Origin of the sequence: Sandaracinobacter neustonicus (assembly GCF_006385875.1) — a bacterium.
Classification (GTDB): Bacteria; Pseudomonadota; Alphaproteobacteria; order Sphingomonadales; family Sphingomonadaceae; genus Sandaracinobacteroides; species Sandaracinobacteroides neustonicus.
In genome coordinates, this window is sequence record NZ_VFSU01000030.1 from 45,983 (window position 1) to 66,013 (window position 20,031).

Genomic DNA, 20,031 nt, shown 5'->3' on the forward strand with positions numbered 1-20,031 from the left:
GATATACATGGGTGATATCATGCGAACGCTCATCACTCTGGAAGACCGGCAGGTCGAAAAGCTGGACGCTATCGCCAAGCGGCGAGGCACCTCGCGCGCGCAGCTGGTGCGCGAAGCAGTGGAGAGGTTCGTAGGGGCGGATGCGCAGAGCGAAGCCGACAAGCGCCGCGCGGACGACGAGAATCTGAAGGCCGCCTTCGGGCTGTGGAAGGATCTCGACATCGCCGCTGACGGACTTGAGTATCAATTGGCGATCCGAAGCGAATGGGATCACCGGCCCTGAGTCTGCGACTGGCCGGTCCTGCGCTGTTCGACAGCAATATCCTGATCGACTTTCTTTCGAGGCGGCAGGAAGCGGAGGAGCTAATTCTGCACGCTCCGGGTCGTCTCATCAGTGTCATCACCACCATCGAAATTCTGGCGGGCACGCCGGAAGCGGCGTGGCCACGTGCAAGGCAAGTGCTGTCGGCATTTGAAGAACTGCCGCTGGACGATGCTGTCCGCGACGAAGCCGCGCGAATCCGTCGCGCCACCCGGCTGAAATTGCCCGACGCGATCATCCTGGCGACCGCGCGAATCCATCGCCTGCCGCTCGTCACCCGCAACATCCGGGATTTTCCCGAGGGCAGCGACGGCGTGATCCTTCCCTACACCCTGACTTAAACCGCCTCACTTGACCAGCCCGAGTTCAGGGGCCTAGGCGGGACGCCTTATGACGGCTCCACGCACCCTCTACGACAAAATCTGGGACGATCACATCATCTCCACGCGGGATGACGGCACCGCGCTGATCTTCATCGATCGCCACCTGATTCACGAAGTGACGACTCCGCAGGCCTTCGCGGGCCTTCGCGATGCGGGCCGCCGCCTGCGCCGCCCCGATCTCACGCTGGCGGTGCCGGATCATAATGTCCCCACCACCGATCCGCGTCTGCCCATCCACGATCCGGAATCCGCCGCCCAGCTCGCCGCGCTGAAGGCGAACTGCGAAGAATTCGGGGTGGAATATCTCGATATCAACGCAGTGGAACAGGGCATCGTCCATGTGATCGGCCCGGAACAGGGCTTCACCCTGCCGGGCGTCACCATGGTCTGCGGAGACAGCCACACCTCCACCCACGGCGCGTTCGGGGCACTGGCGTTCGGCATCGGCACGTCAGAGGTTGAGCATGTGTTCGCCACCCAGACGCTGCTGCTGAAGAAATCGAAGAATCTCGCCGTCACCGTGACGGGCAGCCTCGGCTATTCCATCACCGCGAAGGATGTGGCGCTGGCCATCTGCGGTGAGCTGGGCACGGCGGGCGGCACCGGCTTCGTGCTGGAATATCGCGGCCCCGTGATCGAAGCGCTCAGCATGGAAGGGCGGATGACGCTCTGCAACATGTCGATCGAGGCGGGCGCGCGCGCAGGCCTTGTCGCGCCGGACGAAAAAACCTTCGCCTATGTCGCGGGCCGTCCGCGCGCACCCAAGGGCGCGGAACTGGAACAGGCGCTGGCCTGGTGGCGGCAGCTCGCCAGTGACGCCAACGCCCACTTCGATCGCGAAGTCATCATAGACGGCTCGGCCATCGCCCCGCTCGTCACATGGGGCACCAGCCCGGAAGATGTGGTGGCCGTCACCGGCGTCGTCCCTTCGCCCGACAGTTTCGCCGATCCGTCCAAGCGGGCGGCGGCGGAAAAATCGCTGGCCTATATGGGCCTCGCGCCGGGCACCCGGCTGGAAGATGTGCCGGTGGAAAATATCTTCATCGGCAGCTGCACCAACAGCCGGATTGAAGATTTGCGCGCGGCCGCTGAAATCGTGAAGGGCCATCGCCTCGCGGGCAACATCCGGCAGGCGCTGGTGGTGCCCGGCTCCGGGCTGGTGAAGCGGCAGGCGGAGGCCGAGGGACTGGACCGCATCTTCACCGAAGCGGGCTTCGAATGGCGCGAACCGGGCTGCTCCATGTGCCTGGGCATGAACCCGGACAAGGTGCCGGCGGGCGAACGCTGCGCCTCCACCTCCAATCGCAACTTCGTCGGTCGGCAGGGGCCGGGCGCGCGCACCCACCTGATGTCGCCCGCGATGGCGGCGGCGGCGGCCATCACCGGCCGTCTGGCCGACGTGCGGCAACTGGCATGACCACCCCGGCCATCCGCCTCACCGGCCTTGAAAAGACCTACGCGGGTGGCAAGCGCGCGCTGGATGGCATCAGCCTCGAGATTCCGCGCGGCTCCATGTTCGGCCTGCTGGGGCCGAACGGCGCGGGCAAATCCACCCTCATCAACATCCTCGCCGGGCTGGTGATGAAAACCGGCGGCAAGGCGGAGGTGTGGGGCTTCGATATCGACGAACACCCCCGCAACGCCAAGGCCAGCATCGGCGTGGTGCCGCAGGAACTGCTGTTCGACGCCTTCTTCACCCCGTTCGAAACGCTGGAACTGCAGGCGGGCCTTTATGGCGTGCCCAAGGAACGCCGCCGCTCGATGGAGCTGCTGGAAAAGGTGCGGCTGGCCGACAAGGCGCATGTCTATACCCGCCAGCTCTCCGGCGGGATGAAGCGCCGCCTGCTGATCGCGAAGGCGCTGGTGCACAATCCGCCCGTGATCATTCTGGACGAACCCACGGCGGGCGTGGACATCGAGCTGAGGCAGATGCTGTGGCAATATGTGCGCGAACTGCACGCGGGCGGCACCACCATCGTCCTCACCACCCATTATCTGGAAGAGGCCGAAGAGCTTTGCGACCGCATCGCCATCGTCAACCATGGCCGCATCGTCGCGGATAAATCCAAGGCCGACCTGCTGGCGCAGGCGCGGGACAAGCGCGTGCTGGTCACGCTGGCAGACGATATCGTGACGTTGCCGGAAATCGAAGGCGTCTCCCGCATCGAAGCGCCAGACCCGCGTCGGCTGGACATCCTGTATGACAAGCAGGCCGTTCAGGCCGGTGCCATCCTCGCCCGGCTGCAGGCGGCAGGCCTCTCCGTGGTGGACGTCTCCACCCGCGAAGCCGATCTGGAGGATGTGTTCCTCGAACTAACGGGCGGCCTTTCGGAGTGACGAGCGATCGGATCGAAGCCGATGTCGTCGTGGTCGGCTCCGGCGCGGCCGGGCTGACGGTCGCGCTCAACCTCGCGGCAGACGGGCTGGATGTGCTGGTGCTCTCCAAGGCGGATATCTCCGCTGGCTCCACCAGCTGGGCGCAGGGCGGAATCGCCGCCGTGCTGGACGAAGGCGATACCTTCGAAAGCCATATCGAAGACACGATGATCGCAGGCGCAGGCCTGAACGACCGCCGCGCGGTGGAGTTCGTGGTGGAACATGCGGCCCCCGCCATCGAGCGGCTGGCGGCGCTGGGGGTGCCCTTCAATCCGGGCGAAACCGTCTCCGAACGCTGGCACCTCACCCGCGAAGGCGGGCACAGCGCCCGGCGCATCGTGCATGTGGACGATGCGACAGGCTGGGCCGTGCAAAAGGCGCTGGAAAAGGCCGCGCTCGCCACCCCCAACATCCGTTTCCTGCCCGGGCATGTCGCGGTGGATATCATCACCGAACGCCACGCCGTCGGGCGCGGTTTCGCCGAACGCCGCGCCATGGGCCTTTATGCGCTGGACCGCGAATCGGGCCATGTCCGCCGCCTGCTGGGCCGCGCCGTGGTGCTGGCCACCGGCGGCGCCTCGCGCGTCTATCGCTTTTCCACCAACCCGGACGGTTCCACCGGAGACGGCATCGCCATGGCCTGGCGCGCGGGTTGCCGCGTATCCAACATGGAATTCAACCAGTTCCACCCCACCTGCCTCTATCATCCGCAGGTGAAGAACTTCCTCATCACCGAAGCCATGCGCGGCGAAGGCGGCATCCTCAGGCTGCCAGACGGCACCGCCTTCATGGAGGCGCATGATCCGCGCCGCGAACTCGCCCCGCGCGATGTCGTCGCCCGCGCTATCGATGCCGAAATGAAGCGGCTGGGCATCCCGCACGTCCTGCTGGACATGACGCACAAGCCCGCCGGATTCGTGGAGGAACATTTCCCCACCATCGTGAAGCGGCTACGCGAACTGGGGATCGATCCGGTCACCCAGCCCATCCCGGTGGTGCCGGCCGCGCACTATACCTGCGGCGGTGTGCTGGTCGATCTGCACGGCCGCACGGACCTGCCCGGCCTCTATGCCATCGGCGAAGTCAGCCAGTCGGGCCTGCACGGGGCCAACAGGCTCGCCTCCAACAGCCTGCTGGAATGTCTCGTGTTCGGGGCCGCCGCCGCAGACGAAATCCTCGCCCGCTTCGCCCACACCCCTGCCACCGCCGAAATCCACCCATGGGACGAAAGCCGCGTCACCAGCTCAGACGAAGAAGTGGTCGTCACCCACAACTGGGATGAACTGCGCCGTTTCATGTGGGATTATGTTGGAATCGTCCGCACAGACCGGCGGCTGGAACGCGCCGCCCACCGCGTCGCCCTGTTGCGGCAGGAAATCGCGGATTATTACGGCAATTTCCGCGTCACGCCGGATCTCTTGGAACTGCGCAACCTTGTCGAAGTCGCGGACCTCATCGTCCGTTCGGCGCAAAGCCGCAAGGAAAGCCGCGGCCTGCACTACACCACCGATTACCCCGGCCTGCTCGACACCCCGCGCGACACCATCCTCTACCCCTCCACCAACTGACCGCCTGCACCGGAGAACCCGAAACAGGCCAGCTGCGACACTTCACCCCGGTGCCCGCGCCGCCCGGCCCGGGCATTGACTCAGGGATGATGTTACATTATCACATCCCGCAGAAGCAGCACAGGTCGGGAACCCGCGTGAACTTGTCCCACAATGATGGTCCCGGCACCGAAAGCTCCGGATTCAACGGCCCGGGCCTCGACGGGGCCGCCGCGCTGATGTCCAGCCTGTGCCTCGTCCACTGCCTGCTCCTCCCGCTCGCCTTCGCCCTCTCTCCGGTCCTCGCCGTCGGCCTCGCAGACGAACTGCTGCACGGCCCGGTCTGGGTGCATTGGCTGCTGATCGCACTCGCCGCCCCCGTCTCCATCTACGCCCTCTGGCGCGGGGCAGGGCAACGCGGAATCCGCCTGCCATGGATTCTCGCCGCACTGGGCTTCACCCTGATGGCCGCAGGCGCCCTCGCCCATGATCGCGGCCCCATCGAGCCCATCCTCACCGTAATCGGCGGCGTGATCGTCGCCTACGCCCACTGGCGCAACTGGAAAGCCCGCAAGGCGGCCTGAGTTGTGCGCGGCGGGGGGCGCGGAGGCCTCTGGCGGCCAAGGGCTCTGGCGTTGGAACTAGGCCTGCGGTTTTTTTGCCTCCGGCGGGCAGGGAAATGATTTCCCTGCACCCTCTAAATTGGCGTTGTGCCTGAACTGCCACGTAGTCTGAGTGATCAGTTTTGATTGCCTGCGGCGCTACGCAGCCCTCTCCCCCTGCAAGGGGGAGAGATGGAGAGGGGGTGTCACCGCCGGGCCTGATCTACCATCATCCCCACCCCCGCAACCGTCACCCCAATCCACTCTCCATCCCACTCAGGCTGAGCTTGTCGAAGCCTCCCTGACGCTAAAGCGCAACAGCTGAGCCGCCGCTCATTCCACATGGGGCTTCGACAAGCTCAGCCTGAGCGGGGGGAGGATAAGGGGACACCACCGAAAAGCGCCGCAGGCATTAAACTCCAACCTTACGCCAAGCGGATGGCCCCCACCCCAACCCCTCCCCTGCAGGGGAGGGGCTAAGTAAAAAACTCCGGGGGTGCAGGGGCGTCACGCCCCTGCCGGGTCCCGGGCAGAGCCCGGGCCGCCGGAGGCAAGCACTCGCCGCACTCGACCCGCCCTCACAAAATCGCAGCAATCTGCCCCAGCAAGGGCCGGTCGGCAGGCGGCATGTCCAGCCGGAACAGCCCGTTCACCGGCACCCATTGCATGCGCTGGCCTTCGCGGGGCACCGGCGTGCCGCGCCAGCGGCGGATGGCGAAGGCCAGCAGCAGCAGGTTCACCTTTTCATAGCTCCACGAGGCAAAGCCGCAGGGGGAGAGGCAGGCGGGGCTGGTTTCGATCCCCAGTTCCTCCTGCAGTTCGCGCACCAGTGCGGCTTCGGGGCTTTCCAGCGGTTCCAGCTTGCCGCCGGGGAATTCCCACAAACCGGCCATGTCCTTGCCTGCCGGGCGGTCCGTCACCAGCACATGCCCGTCTGCGTTGAGCAGCACGGCGCAGGCGACTGTCAGCAGCGGCAGCGCGCGCGGCGGGTGGCCGCCGGGGCAGTCGGCCCAGTCGGCGGGCACCTCAGTTGACAATGATCTTCAGCTGCTCGCCGGGTTGCAGTGGCCGGTTGGCAATGCCGTTCAGCGCAAGGAAGCTCTGCACGCGGTTGTAGGGCGGCGACATGCGCCGGGCGAGGCTGTCGGCGCTGTCGCCCGGCCGCACCGTGATCACGTCGATCCGCCGCCCCTGGCTGGCCGCCTGCGCTTCCTGCACGCTCATGCGGCGGAACGAGCTGATCAGGCTCTGGAATTGCGCCCCGCGCCCGGCTGGCGCGATGGTGCGGATCACATAGACATCCTGCGGCGACACGCGGAACACATGCACCCCCACGTCCATCATGCCCTGCCGACTGGAGAGCCGCGCTTCGGACAGCCCTGCGTCGAAATTGTTGATTCGCCGCTCGCTATAGCTGGCTTGCGGCACCTGTCCGGCCGTTTGCTGCCACACCTGCTGCGCCACGCTTTGCAGCGATTGGCCGGGCTGCACTTTCACGCCAGTGAAGATGAACTGCGAGCCGTCCTGCGCACGTCCCCCCACGGCCTGCGGACTGTTCTGCAGCTGGAAGCCCTGCGGCGCGTCGAACGCCAGCCCAAGGGAGGCGTGGCGGAAGCTGCTGCCGGAAATGATCCCCTGATCGGGCGAATCGCCGAAGCGCATGCCGTCGATGGCGGCCAGATAAGCCTCGCGGTTCAGCGCCCCGCCTACGCCCGTCTGCGCGGCCTGCCGCGCCACCCGCTGCACCCGCTCGGCCGTCACGGGGTGGGTGGAAAACACCGAGGCGACGCCGCCCCGCTCCATCGAGTCGCGGCCTTCCACGGCGGCCACCCGGTCCAGCGCTTCCAGCATGGAGGCCGCCGCGCGCGGATCATAGCCCGTCAGGATGGCATAGCGCATGCCCAGCGTATCGGCCTGGCTTTCCTGGCTGCGCGAGAAGCCCGCGACCCACGCGCCCGCGCCATAGTTCACCGCTTCGGCAGCCTGCCCGCCCAGCAGGACGGCCGCTGCGACAGAGCCGAGCGCGCCAATAACGGCGCGGCCCTGCCGCTTGTCCGAATGGCGCGCGGCCACATGCCCGGCCTCATGCCCCAGCACGGATGCCAGCTCGGCCTCGTTGTTGATCATCGCCAGCAGGCCGCGCGTGATGTAGATATAGCCGCCGGGCGTCGCCATCGCGTTGGGCACAGGCGAGTTCAGCACCGTCACCTTCCAGTCCCCGGCGGTGGAGCCGGGAACAGAGGCCATGCCGATCTTCGTGCCCACTACGCGCACATAATCCGCCAGCGGCCCGTCCACCGCGCCGCCGAATTCCGCCACGATCTGCTTGTTCGCCTGCGCGCCGATCTGCCGGTCTTTCTGCGACAGCCCCGTCAGTGCCTGCGGCTGGCGTTGGGCCTGTGCAGGAACCGCCGCCACAGCCAGCAGCGAGGCGGCCAGAACCGCCCGCGCCATGGTGCCGATGCTGCGCAGCATTTTGCCTGCCGCCCCGATCAGGCCGCCCGGGCGAAGGCCAGAAACTTGGCCCGCCGGTCCGCTTTCAACTCCGCCGGAGACAGCTTCTCCAGCCCATCCAGCGCCGCGTCGATCGAATCCCCCAGCCGGGCAATCGCATCGGCAGGGGCGCGGTGCGCGCCGCCCACCGGCTCGGCGACGATGGAATCGATCACCCCCAGCTCGGCCAGATCCTGCGCGGAAATCCGCATGGCCACGGCCGCATCCGCCGCCTTCGCCGCATCCCGCCACAGGATGGAGGCGCAGCCTTCCGGCGAAATCACCGCATAGACGGAATGTTCGAACATCAGCACCCGGTTGGCCGCCGCCAGCGCCACCGCGCCGCCCGATCCGCCTTCACCGATGATCACAGACACCATGGGCACTTCCGCCGTCAGGCAGGATTCGGTTGCCCGCGCGATGGCCTCGGCCTGCCCGCGCTCCTCGGCGTCGATGCCGGGATAGGCCCCCGGTGTATCCACCAGCGTAACGATGGGCAGGCCGAAGCGGTTCGCCATCTCCATCAGCCGCGCCGCCTTGCGATAGCCTTCGGGCTTCGCCATGCCGAAATTGCGCTGCACCCGGCTCTGCGTGTCATGCCCCTTTTCATGGCCGATCAACATCACCGAACGCCCGCGGAAGCGCGCCGGCCCGCCCAGAATCGCCACATCGTCGGCAAAGGCGCGGTCGCCAGCCAGCGGCTGCCAATCCTCGAACAACTGCTCCACGATCCCCAGGAATCGCGGCCGGTCCGGGTGGCGGGCCACCAGCGTCTTCTGCCAGGGGCTCAGCGCCTTGTAGATGTCGGCCAGCAACCGGCCACGCTTCGCCTGCGCGCGCTCCAGCTCGGCGGCACGCGCCGGGTCCGCCGTCAGTTCGGCGATCTCAGCATCCAGCGCGGCGACGGGCTTTTCGAAGTCGAGTGTTTGAACCATGTCCGCTCCAGTTGGTCAGGCGCGGCGATAAATCAAGCGCCACACGTCATGGCCCAGCGCGCGGGCCTTCTCGGCGAAGCGGGTATCCGGCCAGTCGGCCGGAATCCGCTCCCAGTCGTCGGGCGTTTCCGCCGTCCATTCGAACTGCGGCTGGCTCTGCATCACCGCCAGCGTGTGCCGCATGTAACCCACATGATCTGTCGCCACCCTGAACTCCCCGCCGGGCTTCAGCTTCGCCGCCACCAGCTTCAGCGGCCCGGCATTCACGAAGCGGCGCTTGGTGTGCCGCGCCTTGGGCCATGGGTCCGGATGCAGCAGATAGAGCGTGCTCAGGCTGGCGTCCGGCAGCCGCTCCAGCACGTCCAGCGCGTCACCGCGATGCACCCGCACGTTGGAAAGCCCGCGCTCCTCCACCTCCGCCAGCAGCCCGGCCACCCCGTTCAGATAGGGCTCCGCGCCGATGAACCCCCAGTCCGGCCGCAGCGCCGCCTGAAAGCCCAGATGCTCGCCCTTGCCGAAGCCCACTTCGAAGGCCAGCGGGCGCGCATCGCCGAACAGGGTTTCGGCGGAAAGCGGCCCTTCCTCCGGCACGGCCAGCCGGGGCAGCAGCTCGTCGATCAGCTTCTGCGCATTGGCGCGCAGCGGATGGCCTTGCGCACGCCCATACAGGCGGCGAATGGAAAGGGGATCGGGGGCAGCAGTCACGCGGGCACCCTTAGCAGCTTCGCGGGGTGACGTCGCAACCCCCGGCCTGCAAGTTGCGACGGCAAGGGGGGGAACGCATGACATCAGGGCTACAACCGGCACGCGCGGCAGGGTCGGATCATACCGGCGAGATGATCCGTTCCATTCCCGCCTGCGTCACGCTGGGCGTGCGCGCCAGCGGCCCCGGCCAGCCGCCCGGCTGCCGCATGGACGGCACGCTGCCCGCGCTGTGCGAGGCGGACGGCCGCTTCAGCCGGGGCGCGGCGCTGATCCTCGCCGATCAGGCGCTGGCAGCCGGGGTGTTCGCCGCGCTGGCAGAGCCGGTCGCCATGATGACGCTGGACCTCCGGCTCGATTGGCACGGCGATCTGCCCGCCGCCGCAGACATAAGCTTCGAAACGCATCGCGCGGTGCACGAAGGGCCGCATTGCTTCGTGGAGGGGCGGCTGCTGGCCGATGGCGCGCTCGTCGCCACGGGAACGGGGCGCTTCCTGATCGGCGCACTGCCCGGCGGCCGCATCGCCGAGCGGCAGGGCACGGCGATTTCCCTGCCGCTCTCCACCGCTGCCGCCTTCGATGATCTGCTGGCGATGCAGCCCGATGGAGAGGGCTGGCGGATCGAATCAGACCTGTCGCTGGTCGGCGCGCGGGCGCTGCCCGCCTATCATGGCGGCTTCGTCGCCGCGGTGCTGGAAGCGGCCACCGCCCGCCTCGCCGCCGGGCATCGCGCCGTCGATATCGACGTGCGCTACCTGCGGCCCGCCCGCGCCGATCTGCCGATGCACATCATCGCCCGCCCGGTGCGCGCCGGGCAGCTGGCCAGCGTGCTGGATGCGGAAATCCGGCAGGGCGACGCCCTGGTCGCAGTCGCCCGCGCCCTGTTTTCCGGTGCCCCGGCGGAACGCGGCATAACGCATCGCTTCGATCAGAGTGATGAGCTTTGCTGATTGGACAGCCTATCACCGAAATGCAAACCTCCCGTGCAATTGTTCCAAGGAAGCGAGGGAGAACGCCATGAACGCCGAAGCCAAATGCCCGATGGGCAGTAAGGCCAGCCGCACCGCGATTGTGCGCAGCATGAGCAACGGCATGTGGTGGCCGGATCGGCTCGATCTTTCGATCCTGAACATGAATTCGCCGCTGATCGATCCGATGGGGCCGGGCTTCGATTACGCTGCCGAATTCGCGAAACTCGATCTGAAATCGGTGAAGGCCGACATCTTCGCGCTGATGACCGATTCGCAGGATTGGTGGCCGGCGGATTGGGGCCATTACGGCCCGCTGTTCATCCGCATGGCGTGGCACAGCGCCGGCACCTACCGCATTTCCGATGGCCGCGGCGGCGCAGGCGCGGGCACCCAGCGCTTCGCCCCGCTGAACGCATGGCCGGACAACGTCAATCTGGACAAGGCCCGGCTGCTGCTGTGGCCGGTGAAGGAAAAATATGGCCGCGCGCTGTCATGGGCGGACTTGCTGATTCTCGCCGGCAATTGCGCGCTGGAATCCATGGGCCTGCAAACCGCAGGTTTCGGCGGCGGCCGGGCCGACGTTTGGGAGCCTGAGAATGACGTTTACTGGGGGCCCGAAGGCGAATGGCTCGCCACCAGCGAAAAGCCCGGCGGCCGCTATTCCGGGGAGCGCGATCTGGAAGACCCGCTCGCCGCCGTGCAGATGGGCCTTATCTATGTGAACCCCGAAGGCCCGGATGGAAACCCGGACCCGATCGCGGCCGCGCATGATATCCGCGAAACCTTCGCCCGCATGGCCATGAATGACGAAGAAACCGTCGCCCTGATCGCGGGCGGCCACACGTTCGGCAAAACCCATGGCGCAGGCGATCCGGCCCATGTCGGCGCAGACCCGGAAGCCGCCCCCATCGAGGCGCTGGGCCTCGGCTGGGCCAGCAGTTCAACAGCGGCGTCGGCACAGACGCCATCACCTCCGGCCTTGAAGTGGTGTGGACGCAAACGCCCACGAAATGGTCCAACCATTTCTTCCGCAACCTGTTCGAAAATGAGTGGACGCTCACCAAAAGCCCCGGCGGCGCGCACCAGTGGGAGGCGGTGAACGCCCCGGCAGATATCCCGGACCCGTTCCTGCCCGGCACATTCCGCAAGCCCACCATGCTCACCACCGATCTCTCGCTGAAGGCGGACCCGGCCTATGAGAAAATCTCGCGCCACTTCTACGAGAATCCGGATGCGTTCGCCAAAGCCTTCGCCGAAGCCTGGTACAAACTGACCCACCGCGACATGGGGCCGTTCTCGCGCTACCTCGGCGCGGAAGTCCCGGCGGAACCGCGCATCTGGCAGGATCCGGTGCCGCCGCTCGATCACCCGCTGGTGAACGCAGGCGACATCGCCGCGCTGAAGGCCGATATCCTCGCCTCCGGCCTCACCACGCAGCAGCTGGTGAAGGCCGCATGGGCCTCGGCTTCCACCTTCCGTGGTTCAGACAAACGCGGCGGTGCCAACGGCGCGCGTGTCCGCTTGTCTCCGCAGAAAGACTGGGCCGCGAATGAGCCAGCCGAACTGGCCGCCACGCTCAGCAAGCTGGAAGCCATCGCCGCCGCCTTCAACGCCAAGGCCCCCGGTGGCCGCAAAATCTCCATCGCCGATCTGATCGTACTGGGCGGCGCAGCCGCCATCGAAGAGGCCGCCAAACGCGGCGGCTTCACCATCAGCGTCCCCTTCAACCCCGGCCGCACAGACGCGAGCGACGCGCAGACGGACGCCCACAGCTTCGCCGTGCTGGAACCCCGCACAGACGGCTTCCGCAACTACGCCGCCGCCTCCAGCCGCACGCCGGAGGAACTGCTGGTGGATAAAGCCCAGTTGCTCACCCTCACCGCTCCGGAAATGACAGCTCTTGTCGGCGGCCTGCGCGTGCTGGGTGCGAACCATGGCAGCTCGAAACACGGCCAGTTCACCGATCGCGTCGGCACCCTCTCCAACGATTTCTTCAAAAACCTGCTGCGTTCCAGCTTCACCCACAGCTGGTCGCAAACAGACGACGGTGCCTATGTCGCCAAAGACCGCAAGACAGGCCAGCCGGGCTGGACAGCCACCCGCACAGACCTGATCTTCGCCTCCAACGCCCAACTCCGCGCTATCGCCGAAACCTACGCCACCGACGATGCCGCCGGGCATTTCGTAGACAGTTTCGTGGCAGCATGGGCCAAGGTGATGGACGCTGATCGCTATGATTTGAACTGAGGGCTGGGCCGGCGGGGGCAGAGCTTCTCTGCCCCCGCCGGCTTTTCGGCTTTTGCCGCTGCCCCCTCCCCCGCTCAGGCTGAGCTTGTCGAAGCCCCATGGGGTCACCCCCTACCTGCTCAGCCGTTGAGCATTCCACGTCCGGGGCTTCGACAAGCTCAGCCTGAGCGGGACGGAAGACAGGCAGGCGATGCCGGTTTGCAAAAGATAGAATCGCCTTTTTTGCCTCCGGCGGGCAGGGAAATGATTTCCCTGCACCCTCAACATTTGCGTTGTGGTCCAACTCCCGCGCCGTGGGGGTGATCAGCTTCGATTGCCTGCGGCGCTACCTTACTCTCTCCCCCTGCAAGGGGGAGAGTTGGAGAGGGGGTGTCACCGCCGGGGCTGATCCGCTGACATCACAACAAGCGCAACAGAAGCGCCGCAGGCCATAACCCCAACCCTCCCCACAACCACATCGTCATCCCGGCTTGATCCGGGGTTCAGCTGCCCTTCGGCAACGCTGGAGCAGAACAGCGGGGCCCCGGATCAAGTCCGGGGCAACGGGTGGAGAACGCAGGGCGCTCCCCAAAGCGCCGCAGGCAATCAAACTCCCAACCTCGCACAAAGCGGAGAGCCCCCACCCCAACCCCTCCCCTGGAAGCGAAGCTGGCGCGAAGCGTCAACGGGAGGGGCTACAAAAAAGTCCGGGGGTGCGAGCGGCGTCACGCCCCTGCCGGGTCCCGGGCAGCGCCCGGGCCGCCGGAGGCCTCCAGCGCCAACGCCCCCCCACTCAATCCGGATCAATAATATGGTTCTCCAGATCCACGCTCGCATCCACTTCGGAGATCGTCCACCCCCGCACCGATGCGCCGACTTCGTGCACCGCTTCGCGGTCCCCGCTGATCAGATAGTGCCAGGCGGGCAGGGGGCGGCCTTCGTCCACCCGGCGATAGGCGCAGGTGCCGGGCAGCCAGTCCAGCTGGCCCACCAGTTCGGGGCGCAGTTGTACGCAATCGGGCACAAAGGCCCGCCGGTTGCGATAGTCGGAGCAGCGGCCTGAGTGGCGGTCCAGCAGGCGGCAGGCGACATTGGTGCGATAGATTCGCCCGCTTTCCTCGTCTTCCAGCTTGTGCAGGCAGCATTTGCCGCAACCGTCGCACAACGCTTCCCATTCGGCGCGGTTCATTTCGCGAAGGGAGTAACGCTCCCAGAATTTCTCGCGCAGCCGGTCAGCCAACGAACCGTTCCAGCATCTGGGCGATGGCTTCCGGCGTGGCGGTGGACCCGGCGATGAACTCCACCGGCCGCCCTTCGGGGTCCATCAGATAGATGATGGCGAGGTGATCGAAGGTATAGGCGTCCGGCACCGCGCCCGGCACTTTGGAGGCATAAACGCGAAATTCCTTCAGCACGGCGTCGATCTGTTCGCGCGTGCCTGTCAGCCCCACGAGTCGCGGGTGGAACTGCGCGGTGAATTCCGCCAGCGCCGCCGGGGTATCCCGCTCCGGGTCCACGGTGATGAACAGCGGCTGCACCTTGGCGGCGGCGGCCGGGTTTTTCGCTTCGAACAGTTTCAGCCCGGCGGCCAGTTTCGCGGTATCCGTCGGGCAGACGTCCGGGCAATAGGTAAAGCCGAAATACATCAGCCGCCACAAACCCTTGTAACTGTCGGAGGTTACCGTCGCGCCGCTCTCGTCGGTCAGCGTGAACGGCCCGCCCACGGCCGATCCGCTCAGATTGCCCTTGGGCGCATCCGCCCCGCCGCGCGGCATCAGGAACAGGGCGATGGCCGCCACCGCCGCCAGTGCGAGCAGGATCAGCGGCAGGGCGCGGAGTTTGGCGGGTGCAGGTGTCGGTTGCTGGCTGTTCATCGGGGGCACATATCCGCTATCCAATCGGGATGCGAGCAGCGCGCGACATCGAGGAAGCAAGATGAACGGAATCAAGGGCAGGTCTGGGCTGGTGATGGCGGCGATTGCGCTCGCACTGGCGGCACCGGCTGCCGCGCAATTTTCCGACGGCTACAATTTTCTGAAAGCCGTGCGAGACAAGGATGTGATGAAGGCCAAGGGCTTCATCGACAAACCCGGCTCCACCATTATCAACGCCCGCGATGGCGACAGCGGCGAAACCGCGCTGATGATCGCCATCAAGCGCCGCGACACGCCATGGATGGGCTTCCTGTTGCAAAACGGCGCCGATCCGAACCTTAGGGATCGCGACGGCAACACCCCGCTGGGCGTCGCGGCGATGAATGCCTTCCCCGATGGTGTGCGGGTGATGCTCGCGTCGCGCGCGCAGGTGGATGGCGCGAACAACCGCGGCGAAACGCCGCTGATCAAGGCGGTGCACATGCGCGACGCCACATCCGTGCAATATCTGCTGAACGCCGGGGCCGATCCGGATCGCACGGACAATCTGGCCGGCATGTCTGCCCGCGATTACGCCGCGCGCGACATCCGATCCGGCCCGATCGGCAAGGCGCTGTCCGAAGCGCCGAAGAAGGGCGAGAAAAAGTCGATGGGTCCCAGTCTGTAAGGCTGAAGCGATGACACCCCCGCGCCCGCTGCCGGAGCTGGACCGCCCCGGCGTGCGGGTGCAGACGCTGGTGCTGCTGCGCTGGGCGGCCATCGGCGGCCAGCTGCTGGCGCTGCTGATCGTCGGGCTGGGCCTTGGCTATCCGGTGCCGTGGATGCCTGCGCTCACGGCCATCGCCGCGTCTGTCGCGCTCAATATCTCGCTGTCCGCCCGTTACCGCTGGGGGGACAGGTTGGATGGCAGGGGCACGCTCGTCCACCTCGGCTATGATCTGGTGCAGCTGTCGGTGCTGCTCTACCTCACGGGCGGGCTGAACAACCCCTTCGCGCTGCTGCTGCTGGTGCCCGTCACCATTTCCGCCACGCTGCTGTCCGCCCAGTCCACGGTGGCGCTGCTGCTGTTCGCGCTGGCACTGCTCGCGGCGCTGTGGCGCTGGCACCTGCCGCTGCCATGGCCCGATGGCGAAGCGATGGAGCTGCCCGCGCTCTACAGCCTTGGCGTGGTCGCTGCGATCGCGCTGGGCATGGTGTTCCTCGCCTTCTACGCCTGGCAGGTCTCGGCCGAAGCCCGCCGCAGGCAGGCCGCCCTCGTCGCCACGCAAACCGCGCTCGATCGGGAGGCGCGGATGGGCGCACTCGGCTCGCTCGCGGCAGCCGCCGCGCATGAACTGGGCGGCCCGCTCGGCACCATCACCCTCATCGCCAGAGACCTGCACGACGGCCTCGCCAACGATCCCGATCTCGGCCCGGATGTCGATCTGCTGCAGCAAGAGGTCCGGCGCTGCCGCGACATCCTCACCGGCATTTCCGAACGCGCCGAAGCCGAAGACCCATTCCCCATCCTGCCCCTTCCGGTGCTGCTGCGCGAGGTGGCCGACACGTTTGAGCCCGCCCGCGTACCGATTGAGATCATCTCCGGCTGGCCGCAGGGGCAGGTGCCCATCGTGCGGCGCGGCCCGGAACTGCTGCATGGCCTCGCCAACCTCATTTCGAACGCGCTGCGCCACGCGGGCAGCGTCGTCCGGTTGGAGGCGGGCAGCACGGCCAGCGAACTGTGGCTTCGCGTTTCGGATGATGGCCCCGGCTTCCCGCCGGATTTGTTGCCGAAGCTGGGCGCGCCCTTCCTCGGCCCCAGCCTGTCCGGCTCAGGCTCCACCGGCTTGGGCATCTTCATCGCCACCACCCTGCTGGAACGCACCGGCGCGCGGCTGGCCTTTTCCAACGCCCCGGAAGGCGGCGCGCGGGTAGACATCCGCTGGCATCGCGCCGATATCGAACTGCCACCAGCGGCCCCCGCCGCCCCCACGGAGCCGAACCCCCATGGCTGAATCCGGCGTTGCCCCCTTGCATGATCCGGAAACCCCGCCCGCCCACGGAATCCTGCTGCTCGCGGATGATGACAACAGCTTCCGCCAGCGCCTTGCCCTCACGCTCAGCCGTCGCGGTTTCGATGTCCGCGCCGCCGCCTCTGCCGCAGAGGCGCGCCAGCTGATGCAGCAGGTGGTGCCCGCCTATGCCGTGCTGGATTTGCGGCTGGGCGACGGCAACGGCCTCGATCTGGTGGCGGAACTCAGGGCGCTGCACCCGCTCACCCGCGTGGTGATCCTCACCGGCTATGGCAATCTGGCAACGGCAGTCGCCGCCGTGAAGGAAGGCGCAATCGATTATCTCGCCAAGCCGGTGGACCCGGAAGACCTGATCAACGCCCTCATCACCACCGGCAGCGAACGCCCCGAACCCCCGGAAGACCCGATGTCCGCAGACCGGGTCCGCTGGGAACATATCCAGCGAGTCTATGAACTCTGTGATCGCAACGTCAGCGAAACCGCCCGCCGCCTGAAAATGCACCGCCGCACCTTGCAACGGATTTTGGCGAAGCGTTCGCCGAAGTAGCGGCTTTGGCGATCAGAGGGCGGGGCGGCTGCGTCCGAAGCGGCGCTGACAGAGAATTGAGTATGCTGTCTGCAAAACTCCTCTATTGTGCGATCTCAAGGAGTCATTATTCTCAATGAGAACTCGAAGATGACCAATCCATTTGATCCCCACAACAACAGCAAGAACGATATCTTTCGGCCTGCATACAAGGATCTCACGCCGGTCCTGCGCATCGCGAAAGTCGAGCTGGCAGTAAGTAGTGTCATCACTTTGATCGCCCTCACCCCCTTGGTCGTGGGTGGGACAAGAATTCCGAGCACAAGTTGCCTTAATTCCGCGGAGCAGAGCTTGTTCGGCGCTGTTCAAAAGGCCAAAATATATTTGTGCTCAAACACAGATAATATAAATTTATTCAATGCATATTTTTTTGCAATGTTAATAATATTTATAATTTCAACAATATTTTATCTAAAATTGGCAAATAATTTTCGAATAAGAATAAAATTTCCTCTAATATTGTTTTATATTATTGGAATTTTTTGTTTTTGGCTTTGGCTCTCCGGTCCGCTATTGGACTTGAGGTCGAAAGATATATTCTACTGGATCCTATTTCCCATCATGATGTCCGTTTGGCATCCAGTTGCGATGGACATATTGTTTCCGGGAATAAGCGAAATCGATCAAACTTAGCAGGGGTGCGTAACATGAGGAATTTTGGGGACAATGTGCTAGTTTCCCTGATCATGCCGTGTTAGCAAGCAGCCCATGCGCCCTGTAGCGGAGCATCACCTCGCCGGCGCTCTCCCCGGCAGGTCGTGCAACCCCTTACGGGCGTGACTTTCACGACCTTTCGCACCAACCTCGCCCCAAACAATCGGGGTGCAGGGGTCCAAAGACCCCTGCCGGGTGAAGGGTGTAGTACCCCTTCCGAAGAGTTCCTTCCCAATCCTAAAACACTAGCGTTTCTGCGGGTTTACGGATAATCCGGCTCCCGGCGGTTCCGATAGGGTCCTGCCGAAACCGGGGTGTTTCGCTACCCCGGGGCTACCCCGGAAGGAGAAACGTGATATGGCGACAGTTATGGAAGAGGAGAGGGTCGAGGAACAACGGGGCCGGGAGCGGCTGACTGACAAGCGGCTCGAAAAGCTGGTTGCGCCACGCGGCGGTCGCCTCGAGATCGCGGACGCTCTCGTCCGGGAGCTTCGTGTCCGAGTGGGCAAGACCGGCAAGAAGAGCTGGTCGATGCTGTACCGTGTCGCCCACGCGGACGGGTCGCGCGGGAAGATGAAGCGGATGAACCTCGGGGTCTATCCGACACTGTCCCTGAGCGATGCCCGCGACAAGGCGCGGGAGGCCCTCGAGGCCGCCGACAAGGGCATCGACCCGGCGGTGGTCCGCGCGAAGGAGATTGACCAGCGGCAGACGCGTACCTTCGAGGTTGTCCTCGAGCGGTACGTCGAATTGCACGTTAAGATGACTACCCGTGACGGCCAGCGCGCTAAGGCGGCGGAGGAGCTCGCCCGAAAAGAGGCCGAGGAGACGGGCACGAAGCCGCGCAAGGTGGGCCGTTGCCCGGCCGAGCGTTTGCTTACTGACCTCGTGGAGCCCAAGTGGCGGGGGCGATTGATCGAGAGCATCCGCCGGGCCGAGGTTATCGAGCTGATTGACGACATCGTATTGGACCGGGGAGCAAATGTCGCCCGTGAGGTCCGCAAGCACCTCGTTGGCCTGTTTAGTTGGGCAATCGACCGGGACCTGCTCGACATTAGCCCGGCGGCAGGGATTAAGCGCAAAGACCTGAAGTACGTTGCCCGGGATCGCGAGTTGTCGATGGATGAGCTTCGCCGTGTGTGGGACGCCGCCGGGGAGGTCGCCTATCCGTTCGGGGACCTAGTGCGGCTATTGATCCTGACCGGCCAGCGCCGCTCGGAGATCGCTGAGCTCGAGCGGGATTGGTTCGAGCCCGATGAGGAGCGAATGTTCGTGATTCCCGCCGACAAGTATAAGACGGGCATCAAGCACGCCGTCCCACTCTCCGCCCCCGCGTGGCGGATTATCGAAAGCCTTCCCCGGTGGAATGAAGGGGAGTTCCTCCTGTCCGGCTCCGGCGGCCGCCGTCCTTTTAGCGGCTTCTCGAAGGCGAAGGCCGCGCTGGACAAGAAGATTGCGAAGCGGGCCGAAAAGGAGGGGCTGGCCCCCTTGAAGCCTTGGACCTTGCATGACATTCGCCGGTCCGTGACCACGCGAATGATCGCCATGGGCATCCGGGAGGAGCACGTCGAGCGGGTGATGGGACACCTAATTCCCGGGGTGGCGCGGACCTATAACCACCACAGCTACCTGCCCGAGAAGCGAGCCGCGCTCGAGAAGTGGGGCAAGCTGTGGAGCTGACCCCCGAAGAGCGCGCGCGCATCGAGGCAATCCGCGACGAGATCGGTCCGGCGCACCCCTACGTGGTGGATGGCTTCCGTGCCCAGATAGGCGGCAAGGTCGATGTGAAGGCGGAGCGCAAGCTAATTGCCCGCGCGCGCGATGTTTGGGCATCGCTCGACCCGGTGACGCAAGACTATGTCCGCTGGATGACCGCCGCGCGCGTGATCGAATTGCTGGCGGCCAGCTCGAACAGCGCCGTTGCTGATGTCGTGCGCGCATTGTCGGACGACGAGCTGGCCCGGTTGACCGGCGAGCTATCGGAGGGCGCTCGTTTCGAGGACAAGGGAAATGGCTTCGAGGAGAGTCCGGGGCCGCTCGACCTCCCCCCAATGCTCGACGAGGCAGAAAACGCACTAAGATTGCCCAGCGGGCGAGCGGAGGAATTGCCCAACCTGCGCAAGGTCGTGGACGCGCTGTGGGACGTTTGGCGACGGGACGTGCCTGTCCGCGCGCCGAAGGTGACAGCCGAGGCAGTCGAGGCCATCGCCGGGGAGATCGGGCCGATGTACGGCCTATCGCTCGCGGAGGCCCGCCGCCGCGTGAGGGTGAGCTTGCGCGAGATAGACGCAAGCTCGGAGCGAGGCTTGCTCCGGTAAGGGGCGGGGATAAGCACCCCTTACCGGATG

18 protein-coding genes and 1 pseudogene are annotated in these 20,031 nt (G+C 65.7%); 13 read left to right on the forward strand and 6 right to left on the reverse strand.

The window, feature by feature from the left end:
• Positions 1-19 precede the first annotated feature (19 nt).
• The 6 genes from FJQ54_RS13255 to FJQ54_RS13280 all read left to right on the forward strand — a co-directional run bounded on the left by FJQ54_RS13255 (position 20) and on the right by FJQ54_RS13280 (position 5,212).
• Entirely contained in the window at positions 20-283 is a 264-nt protein-coding gene (locus FJQ54_RS13255; RefSeq protein ID WP_140928899.1) for a CopG family ribbon-helix-helix protein, read from the forward strand.
• Entirely contained in the window at positions 265-663 is a 399-nt protein-coding gene (locus FJQ54_RS13260; RefSeq protein WP_140928900.1) for a PIN domain-containing protein, read from the forward strand. The genes FJQ54_RS13255 and FJQ54_RS13260 overlap by 19 nt, the downstream gene beginning before the upstream one ends.
• 49 nt (positions 664-712) lie before the next feature.
• Positions 713-2,122: a 3-isopropylmalate dehydratase large subunit gene (leuC, locus tag FJQ54_RS13265; protein WP_140928901.1), complete on the forward strand. Its 1,410-nt coding sequence runs from the start codon at positions 713-715 to the stop codon at positions 2,120-2,122.
• Positions 2,119-3,042 (forward strand): ABC transporter ATP-binding protein, encoded by a 924-nt coding sequence (locus tag FJQ54_RS13270; RefSeq protein WP_140928902.1) that lies wholly within the window; start codon positions 2,119-2,121, stop codon positions 3,040-3,042. The genes leuC and FJQ54_RS13270 overlap by 4 nt, the downstream gene beginning before the upstream one ends.
• Entirely contained in the window at positions 3,039-4,649 is a 1,611-nt protein-coding gene (gene nadB, locus FJQ54_RS13275) for an L-aspartate oxidase (RefSeq protein ID WP_235890457.1), read from the forward strand. The genes FJQ54_RS13270 and nadB overlap by 4 nt, the downstream gene beginning before the upstream one ends.
• Before the next feature lie 137 nt (positions 4,650-4,786).
• The gene (locus FJQ54_RS13280; RefSeq protein ID WP_181160163.1) at positions 4,787-5,212 is read left to right on the forward strand and encodes a MerC domain-containing protein; all 426 of its coding nucleotides are present in this window, start codon (positions 4,787-4,789) and stop codon (positions 5,210-5,212) included.
• A gap of 596 nt (positions 5,213-5,808) precedes the next feature.
• Here FJQ54_RS13280 and FJQ54_RS13285 read toward each other — a convergent pair.
• From FJQ54_RS13285 to trmB, 4 genes are read right to left on the reverse strand one after another with little or no spacing between them, the layout of a single operon-like run.
• Entirely contained in the window at positions 5,809-6,255 is a 447-nt protein-coding gene (locus FJQ54_RS13285; protein ID WP_235890458.1) for a (deoxy)nucleoside triphosphate pyrophosphohydrolase, read from the reverse strand.
• A 1-nt stretch (position 6,256) separates the two neighbouring features.
• The gene (locus FJQ54_RS13290; protein WP_140928904.1) at positions 6,257-7,705 is read right to left on the reverse strand and encodes a M48 family metalloprotease; all 1,449 of its coding nucleotides are present in this window, start codon (positions 7,703-7,705) and stop codon (positions 6,257-6,259) included.
• Between the two features lie 17 nt (positions 7,706-7,722).
• Positions 7,723-8,658, reverse strand: a complete 936-nt coding sequence (locus FJQ54_RS13295; protein WP_140928905.1) for an acetyl-CoA carboxylase carboxyltransferase subunit alpha — start codon at positions 8,656-8,658, stop codon at positions 7,723-7,725.
• Positions 8,659-8,673: 15 nt separating this feature from the next.
• Positions 8,674-9,363 carry a tRNA (guanosine(46)-N7)-methyltransferase TrmB gene (gene trmB / locus FJQ54_RS13300; protein WP_140928906.1) on the reverse strand — a complete coding sequence of 230 codons (690 nt, stop codon included), beginning with the start codon at positions 9,361-9,363 and terminating at the stop codon, positions 8,674-8,676.
• A 77-nt stretch (positions 9,364-9,440) separates the two neighbouring features.
• Here trmB and FJQ54_RS13305 point away from each other — a divergent pair, with 77 nt between their 5' ends.
• Both FJQ54_RS13305 and katG read left to right on the forward strand, forming a co-directional pair.
• Positions 9,441-10,310 (forward strand): PaaI family thioesterase, encoded by an 870-nt coding sequence (locus tag FJQ54_RS13305; RefSeq protein WP_140928907.1) that lies wholly within the window; start codon positions 9,441-9,443, stop codon positions 10,308-10,310.
• Between the two features lie 67 nt (positions 10,311-10,377).
• Positions 10,378-12,578, forward strand: a pseudogene (gene katG, locus FJQ54_RS17975) (catalase/peroxidase HPI).
• A 772-nt stretch (positions 12,579-13,350) separates the two neighbouring features.
• On the opposite strand, the gene FJQ54_RS13315 reads toward katG, so the two are convergent.
• Together FJQ54_RS13315 and FJQ54_RS13320 are read right to left on the reverse strand one after the other, a co-directional pair.
• Positions 13,351-13,797: a YcgN family cysteine cluster protein gene (locus FJQ54_RS13315; protein ID WP_268920584.1), complete on the reverse strand. Its 447-nt coding sequence runs from the start codon at positions 13,795-13,797 to the stop codon at positions 13,351-13,353.
• Complete coding sequence (locus FJQ54_RS13320; RefSeq protein WP_140928908.1) at positions 13,790-14,431, reverse strand: SCO family protein; 642 nt, start codon at positions 14,429-14,431, stop codon at positions 13,790-13,792. Before FJQ54_RS13320 ends, FJQ54_RS13315 begins: the two co-directional genes overlap by 8 nt.
• Positions 14,432-14,492: 61 nt before the next feature.
• On the opposite strand from FJQ54_RS13320, the gene FJQ54_RS13325 reads away from it, so the two are divergent.
• The 5 genes from FJQ54_RS13325 (at position 14,493) to FJQ54_RS13345 (ending at position 20,001) form a co-directional block, all read left to right on the forward strand.
• Positions 14,493-15,098, forward strand: a complete 606-nt coding sequence (locus FJQ54_RS13325; protein WP_140928909.1) for an ankyrin repeat domain-containing protein — start codon at positions 14,493-14,495, stop codon at positions 15,096-15,098.
• A gap of 10 nt (positions 15,099-15,108) precedes the next feature.
• Positions 15,109-16,425 carry an ActS/PrrB/RegB family redox-sensitive histidine kinase gene (locus tag FJQ54_RS13330; protein ID WP_140928910.1) on the forward strand — a complete coding sequence of 439 codons (1,317 nt, stop codon included), beginning with the start codon at positions 15,109-15,111 and terminating at the stop codon, positions 16,423-16,425.
• Positions 16,418-16,990: an ActR/PrrA/RegA family redox response regulator transcription factor gene (locus FJQ54_RS13335; RefSeq protein ID WP_140928911.1), complete on the forward strand. Its 573-nt coding sequence runs from the start codon at positions 16,418-16,420 to the stop codon at positions 16,988-16,990. Before FJQ54_RS13330 ends, FJQ54_RS13335 begins: the two co-directional genes overlap by 8 nt.
• Positions 16,991-18,040: 1,050 nt before the next feature.
• On the forward strand, positions 18,041-19,363 hold the full coding sequence (locus tag FJQ54_RS13340; RefSeq protein WP_140928912.1) for a tyrosine-type recombinase/integrase: 1,323 nt from the start codon (positions 18,041-18,043) through the stop codon (positions 19,361-19,363).
• Entirely contained in the window at positions 19,354-20,001 is a 648-nt protein-coding gene (locus FJQ54_RS13345; RefSeq protein WP_140928913.1) for a hypothetical protein, read from the forward strand. Before FJQ54_RS13340 ends, FJQ54_RS13345 begins: the two co-directional genes overlap by 10 nt.
• The last annotated feature ends 30 nt before the right edge of the window (positions 20,002-20,031 follow it).